At 68.7% G+C, this 6,000-nt stretch carries 6 protein-coding genes and 1 pseudogene; 2 read left to right on the forward strand and 5 right to left on the reverse strand.

Translation table 11 applies throughout. The features are described 5' to 3' along the window. The first annotated feature begins 69 nt into the window (after window positions 1-69). Window positions 70-396 carry a thioredoxin gene (trxA, locus tag D7W81_RS03620; RefSeq protein ID WP_120553897.1) on the forward strand — a complete coding sequence of 109 codons (327 nt, stop codon included), beginning with the start codon at window positions 70-72 and terminating at the stop codon, window positions 394-396. Window positions 397-835: 439 nt separating this feature from the next. Next, window positions 836-1,177 carry a hypothetical protein gene (locus D7W81_RS03625; RefSeq protein ID WP_120553898.1) on the forward strand — a complete coding sequence of 114 codons (342 nt, stop codon included), beginning with the start codon at window positions 836-838 and terminating at the stop codon, window positions 1,175-1,177. A 16-nt stretch (window positions 1,178-1,193) separates the two neighbouring features. Here D7W81_RS03625 and D7W81_RS03630 read toward each other — a convergent pair whose 3' ends face one another. The 5 genes and pseudogenes from D7W81_RS03630 to mreC all read right to left on the reverse strand — a co-directional run. Continuing rightward, complete coding sequence (locus D7W81_RS03630; RefSeq protein WP_120553899.1) at window positions 1,194-1,790, reverse strand: PilZ domain-containing protein; 597 nt, start codon at window positions 1,788-1,790, stop codon at window positions 1,194-1,196. Between the two features lie 16 nt (window positions 1,791-1,806). After that, window positions 1,807-2,934, reverse strand: coding sequence for a rod shape-determining protein RodA (gene rodA / locus D7W81_RS03635; RefSeq protein WP_208721146.1), 1,128 nt, complete (start codon window positions 2,932-2,934; stop codon window positions 1,807-1,809). A gap of 7 nt (window positions 2,935-2,941) precedes the next feature. Beyond that, window positions 2,942-5,002, reverse strand: a complete 2,061-nt coding sequence (mrdA, locus tag D7W81_RS03640; protein ID WP_120553901.1) for a penicillin-binding protein 2 — start codon at window positions 5,000-5,002, stop codon at window positions 2,942-2,944. Beyond that, window positions 4,999-5,499, reverse strand: coding sequence for a hypothetical protein (locus D7W81_RS03645; RefSeq protein ID WP_120553902.1), 501 nt, complete (start codon window positions 5,497-5,499; stop codon window positions 4,999-5,001). Before D7W81_RS03645 ends, mrdA begins: the two co-directional genes overlap by 4 nt. After that, a pseudogene (gene mreC, locus D7W81_RS03650) lies at window positions 5,496-5,888 on the reverse strand (rod shape-determining protein MreC); the annotation flags it as partial. The gene D7W81_RS03645 and the pseudogene mreC, both read right to left, overlap by 4 nt. Between the last annotated feature and the right edge of the window lie 112 nt (window positions 5,889-6,000).

The following is a 6,000-nucleotide window of genomic DNA, read 5'->3' on the forward strand; positions in this document are numbered from 1 at the left end:
GGACGACTTCAGGGGCGCGAAGCCCACAAGACGCAGCACCTGACCCAAGCAAGTACACCAGGAGACGACATGGCTGGCGACGTGATCAACATCGGCGACTCGGACTTCCAGAAGCAGGTCCTGGATGCGCAGCAACCCGTGCTCGTGGACTTCTGGGCCACGTGGTGCGCTCCCTGCCGCGCCATCGCGCCCTCCGTGGAGGCGCTGTCCGCCCAGTACAAGGGCCAGGTGACGTTCGCGAAGATGGACATCGACGCGAACCAGGACACTCCCCAGAAGTATGGCGTCCGCTCCATCCCCACCCTGCTGCTCTTCAAGGGCGGCAAGGTCGTGGATCAGATTGTCGGCGCGGTGCCCAAGGCGCGCATCGAGGACGTCGTGAAGAAGAACCTCTGAGCCGCCGTGTTCCCGGTGACGGCCCGCGCACCGCGGCCGTCACTCACGTCCCCTCCCACCCACGACGCGCCTGGCCTTCAGCGCCAGCAACCGCGCCCGGTGAGAGGGGACGCTTCATGTGTGGCTCCCAACCAGACACCGGGACGTGACAAGGCTCCGGGTTCGGTCTGTCTGTAGAAAGACAACTCACCGCGACGGTAAGGGCTTTCACTTACCGGGTGCCCTCCGCCCCCCGACGGAAGACGTTTCTCTGCAATTGAGACAAACGCCCGCCTGGGACAGCTGGGCGATCCTCCCGTCGTGTTTTGTTCAACAGACATTGAAATTGCATTACGAGTCAAACACGACCCCAATATGTCTTGTTGACAGAGTTCGCCACACCAGACAGAAGTCACGGATACACGCCTGTCTTGATTGGCGAGTTTCAACAGGAGTTTTCATGGCACGCCTTCGCAAAGAATTGACCTCGCAAGCACCGCTGACCCCTGCCCTGACGTCATGGGCGGAGGCGCTGGGGGATGCGATCGGCCGCGGCATGCTGCGCGCGCTGAACACGGGGATGCCGGGCATGGGCAGCGTCGCCGCGTCGCCGGGCAATGGCGCGGTGATGGCGGGACGCCGCCGCGGCCGTCCCCCCAAGACGGTGGCGGGTGGGCCGGTGCCCATGGACCGCCGCTGCACGGTGAATGGTTGCACCCGCGAGCAGCGCTCCAAGGGCCTGTGTTCCGCGCACTACCAGGCCGAGCGCCGCAGGCAGATCGCCACCGGCAAGCCGGCCTGAAGCCGCCTCCGGAGCCCTACTCGCCGCGCCAGGGGTCTCCGGGCGTGGTGGCCTTGAGCAGCTCCCAGGCCGCCATCACGTCGATGACCCGCTCCAGCTCGTTGGGCAGGGAGCGGGCGCGCTGGGACTTGAGATAGTCCTCCGTGAAGGCGCGCAGGCGCATGCCCAGGAAGAGCCGGGCGAGCGCCACCTCCGTCTGCCCAGAGAAGTCCAGGAAGCGCAGGGCGAACCCGCTGCGGCCCTCCTCCTCCGGGCCGCGCTCCTCGCGGACGATCTCCGCGCGAGCCTCCACGGGGGCCGCCCCCTCCTCCAGCGCGAAGCGTGCGCGCACCACCGTGCCCATGGGCAGGAAGAAGGTGCTCGCGAGGAAGGCGCCGCTGACGCTCACGTTGATGGACACCAGGTTGGCGGAAAAGCGCCGCCCACCCGCGCCGTCATCCACCCAGAGGTCGAAGTGCGTGGCCAGCTGCGCGCGCGGGAAGTGCCGGTGCTCGGGCTCCCCCTGGTTCATCTCGATGCGAGGCCCCGCGCCGGGCGTGGGCGCGACGCGCGTCGTGCCCACCGCCGTGCCGGCCTTCACCGTCGTCGTCGCACCCTTCCTCTGCACCGCCATCGGAAGCCTCCGGCCGTCAGAACATGTGACGGCGCATGCTGATGTTCACCAGCAGCCCGATGCACAACATCACTGACAGCATCGAGGAGCCGCCGTAGCTCATGAGGGGCAGCGTGATGCCCGTCACCGGCAACAGGCCAATGACCATGCCGATGTTTTCGAACACCTGCCAGAAAAGTGTGGCCACCACCCCCACCGCGACGAACGCTCCAAAACGGTCGCGCGCGCTGAAGCCCACGCCCAGCCCGAGAATGAAGATGCCTCCGTAGAGCAGGAGCAACAGGAGACAGGAGAAGAAGCCGTGCTCCTCGGCCCACACGGAGAAGATGAAATCCGTGTGCTGTTCCGGCAGGAAGCGCAGCCCTGTCTGGGTTCCCTCGCGCCAGCCCTTGCCGGTGAGCCCGCCGGAGCCCACGGCAATCTTGGATTGGGCGGCGTGGTAGCCGCTGCCGCGCAGGTCCGCTTCGGGGTCCAGCCACCCGGAGATGCGCTGGCTCTGGTGTTTCTTGAGGTAGTGGCGCACGACGGTGGTGCGCGGCTCGGGCATCTCCCGGACGTAGTCGTTCCAGATGATGAGGCCGCCCACCAGCACGCCCGCCACCAGCGTGGCGGCCAGGTACCAGCGCACCTTGCCAAAGAGGATGACGGTGCCCGCGGACAGGAAGATCATCAGCGCGGTGCCCAGGTCCGGCTGCACCAGCACCAGCACGAAGGGCACCATCACCACCAGCACCGGCTTCCACAGCCGCACGATGCCGTAGGACGGCTGATTGGGCTGGAAGTCGTCGTGGTAGACCTTGGCCAGCATCAGCACGACGCCAATCTTCATGAACTCCGCGGGCTGCAGGCGGAACGGGCCAATGACGAACCAGCTCTCCGCGCCCTTCGCCGTGTGCCCCACGAGCCGCAACGCCAGGAGCGCCAGGATGTTGAGCACGTAGATGGGGAAGGCCATCCGCTGGATCCAGCGGTAGTCCACCAGGCACACCATCAACACCGCGCCCAGGCCCACGCCCAGGTAGAGCGCCTGGCTGGTCCACACCGGCGCCATGGGCGGCCGGGAGGCGGACGCCAGGTTCCAGATGCCCAGCGCGCACACGCCCAGCACGCACACGATGAGCCCCCACGGCACGTGGGGCATCATCCGGCGCTCAATCCGCAGTTGCACTGTCGTCTCCGGTTTCCGAGGGCGGCTGGATGGGCTCTCCCGGCAGGTTCACCCGCGGCGGGGGCACCACGGCGCGGGTGAGCGCCGCTTCATCCAGGCTGGGCGCCGGCGGCAACGACGGCGTGTAGGGCTGGTTGGCGCGGGGCGGCGGTGACGTCGCGTCCTGCGCCTTCAATTCGAAGTACTTCTTTATCACCGCCAGCGCCGTGGGCGCCGCGTCCACGCCGCCGTGGCCGCCGTGCTCGTTGAGCACCACCACGGCCAGCTCCGGCTTGTTCGCGGGCGCGAAGCCGGCGAACCACGCGTGGTCGCGCTCGAAGTAGCTCATCTGGTGCGTCTTCAGACGCACGGTGCCGATGCGCGTGACCTGCGCGGTGCCCGTCTTGGCCGCCACCAGGAAGTCCGTGGGCAGCCCCGACTTGAGCTTCGCGCGGTACGAGGTGCCGCCGGGCTCCTGCGCCACCGCCTCCAGGCCTTCGACAATGGCCTTCAGGTGCGCGGGGTTGATGTCCACCTTCGACACCACCTCCGGCTTGAACTCCTCCATCACCTGCCCGTCCAGGTTCTCCAGCCGCTGCACCATCTGCGGCTTGTAGAGCTTCCCGCCGTTGGCCACGGCCGCGTACACCAGCGCCAGCTGTAGCGGCGTCACGTTGACGTCGCCCTGCCCCATGGCGCTGTTGAGCGCCATGCCCTTGGTGTAGCCGCCCGGTGAGGCTTTGTCGTGGTACGCGCTGGACGGCATGATGCCGGGCACCTCCGCCACCACGCCGATGCCGGTGGGGCGCCCCAGGCCCAGCGACTTGCCCATCTCCGCGATGGGGTCCAGTCCGATGGTGTCCGCCACCTTGTAGAACCACGAGTCGCACGACGCCTTCATCGCGCCCCGGGCGTCCAGGGGCCCGTGGCCGCTCTCCTTGTGGCAGCGCCACACGCGCGCGCCCAGCCGGTAGCCGCCCGAGCAGTTCACCACCGTCTCCGGGCGGAACAGGCCGGACTTGAAGGCGGCCAGCTGCGAAACCACCTTGAAGGTGGAGCCCGGGCTGTAGTGCTCCGCGGCCACGCGGTTGATCATCGGGTGGAGCGGGTCGCGCGCCAGCGTGGCCATCTGCGACGGCGTCACGCGGCCCGTCAGGAGGTTCGGGTCGAAGCCGGGGCGGGACACCAGCGCCTTGATGAAGCCGGTGTTCACGTCGATGGCCACCACCGCGCCCGTCACGCCCGGGAACGCGCGCTCCGCCTCCTCCTGCAGGCGCATGTCCAGCGAGAGCACCACGTTGCTGCCGGCCGTGGGAGGGATGACGGCGTTCTCACCGAGCTTCTCATTGAGTTCTTCAATGGTCTGGCCGCGCGCGTTCACCACTTCCTTGCGCACGCCGTCCTGACCGCGCAGCTTGGATTCGAAGTAGCGCTCCAGGCCGCGCCGGCCGATGTAGTCCCCCAGCGCGTACTTCGCGCCGTCCCCGTTGAGGCGCTCCAGCTCCTCCTGGGTGATTTCGTTCATGTAGCCCAGCACGTGCGACAGCACCGTGTCCGCGCGGTAGTTGCGGTGCGGCACGGGCACCACCTCCACGCCGTCCAGGATGTCGCGCCGGGCGTTGAGCCGGTCGTACTCGTCGCGCGTCAGGTCCACGCGCACCGGCACCGGCTGGAAGGGCGCGTTGCGGCGGCTCACGCGGACCAGGTCTTCAATCTTCTTGCGCTGCTCGGGGTCCCACTGGAGCAGCTCGCCCAGGCGCGGAATCACCTGCTCGAAGCAGTCCGTGCAGAAGGCCGGCGTCACGAAGGCGTCGAAGGAGGGACGGCTGTCCACCAGGATGGTGCCGCGCGCGTCCTTGATGACGCCGCGGTCCGCGCGCAGGCGGACCTCCTTCACGAAGTTCGCCACGCTCTTGGCGGCGTACTCCTCATGGCGGATGAGCTGGAGCCGGTACAGCTGGATGGCCAGCGCCACCATGCCCAGCGACATGGCCAGGCCCAGCCACAGGAAGCGGCGCTTCAGGTCCCGGCCCGGGGTGGTGTTGCCAATGGTCGGAGGCGTCAACGGAGCAACCCCGCCGGACGCTCCTGCGCCACTTCAAACCGCTTGAACAGCGGGAAGAGCAGGAGCGCCGCCGCGCCCGTGAGCGCCAGCTGCGCCGGCATGCCGGAGAGCAGCGGCGCCGTGGACCCCTCCTTCACCGTGAGCCAGGTGAAGAACGTGGACAGCAGGCCGTGCCCCAGGTCCGCGCCCATGGCGAACAGCGCGAAGGCCACCGGCCCGCGCACGTCCACGAACGACGCCACCAGCCGGCCCACCAGGAAGGTGAACACGGCGAGGAACGTGAAGAGGCCGGTGGGCTGGCCGCTCATCAGGTCCAGCAGGTAGCCCACCGCGAAGGCGGAACATGCCCCCTCCGTGAGGCTCGCGCGGAGCGCGAGGAAGGCCACCAGCACGACCGTGACGTCCACGCGGCCCAGCACCAGCCCCGCCTGTTGGACGAACACCGACTCCAGCGTGAGCAGCACCAACGCCAGGATGACGGTTGCCAGGAACTTCATTTCTGCGCGCCTTCCGCCGACGCCCCGCCAGAGGCCATCGCGCTGTACGGGCTGCCCACCACGAGCACCTCCTCCAACCGGCTGGTGTCCACCGCCGGCTGGATGTCCGCGCCCTGGAACATGCCGTGCTCCTTCTTCTCCAGCTGCGTCACCCGCCCCACCACCAGCCCCGGCGGATAGATGCCGTCCGTGCCGGAGGTGATGATGAGGTCGCCGTCCTCCACGTCCTCGGTGCGCAGCATGTTCTCCAGCGTCAGGGGGCCGTTGCCCGCGCCCGCCGCCGTGCCGCGCGCCCGCGAGCGCTGCACCCGCACCGCCACCCGGCTCTGCGGATCCGTCACCAGCGCCACGTCCGCGTAGCCGCCCGTGGACCGGATGACCCTGGCCACCCTGCTCACCGTCGCGCTGCCCCTGGCGAGCTGCGAGGCGGCCGGACGCGTGAAGGTTGCGTCTCATGCCCCCTCGGCCGAGGAGCGGACGCGCTACCCGTGGCTGACGGCC

The sequence above is a fragment of the Corallococcus aberystwythensis genome (genome assembly GCF_003612165.1).
GTDB lineage: Bacteria > Myxococcota > Myxococcia > Myxococcales > Myxococcaceae > Corallococcus > Corallococcus aberystwythensis.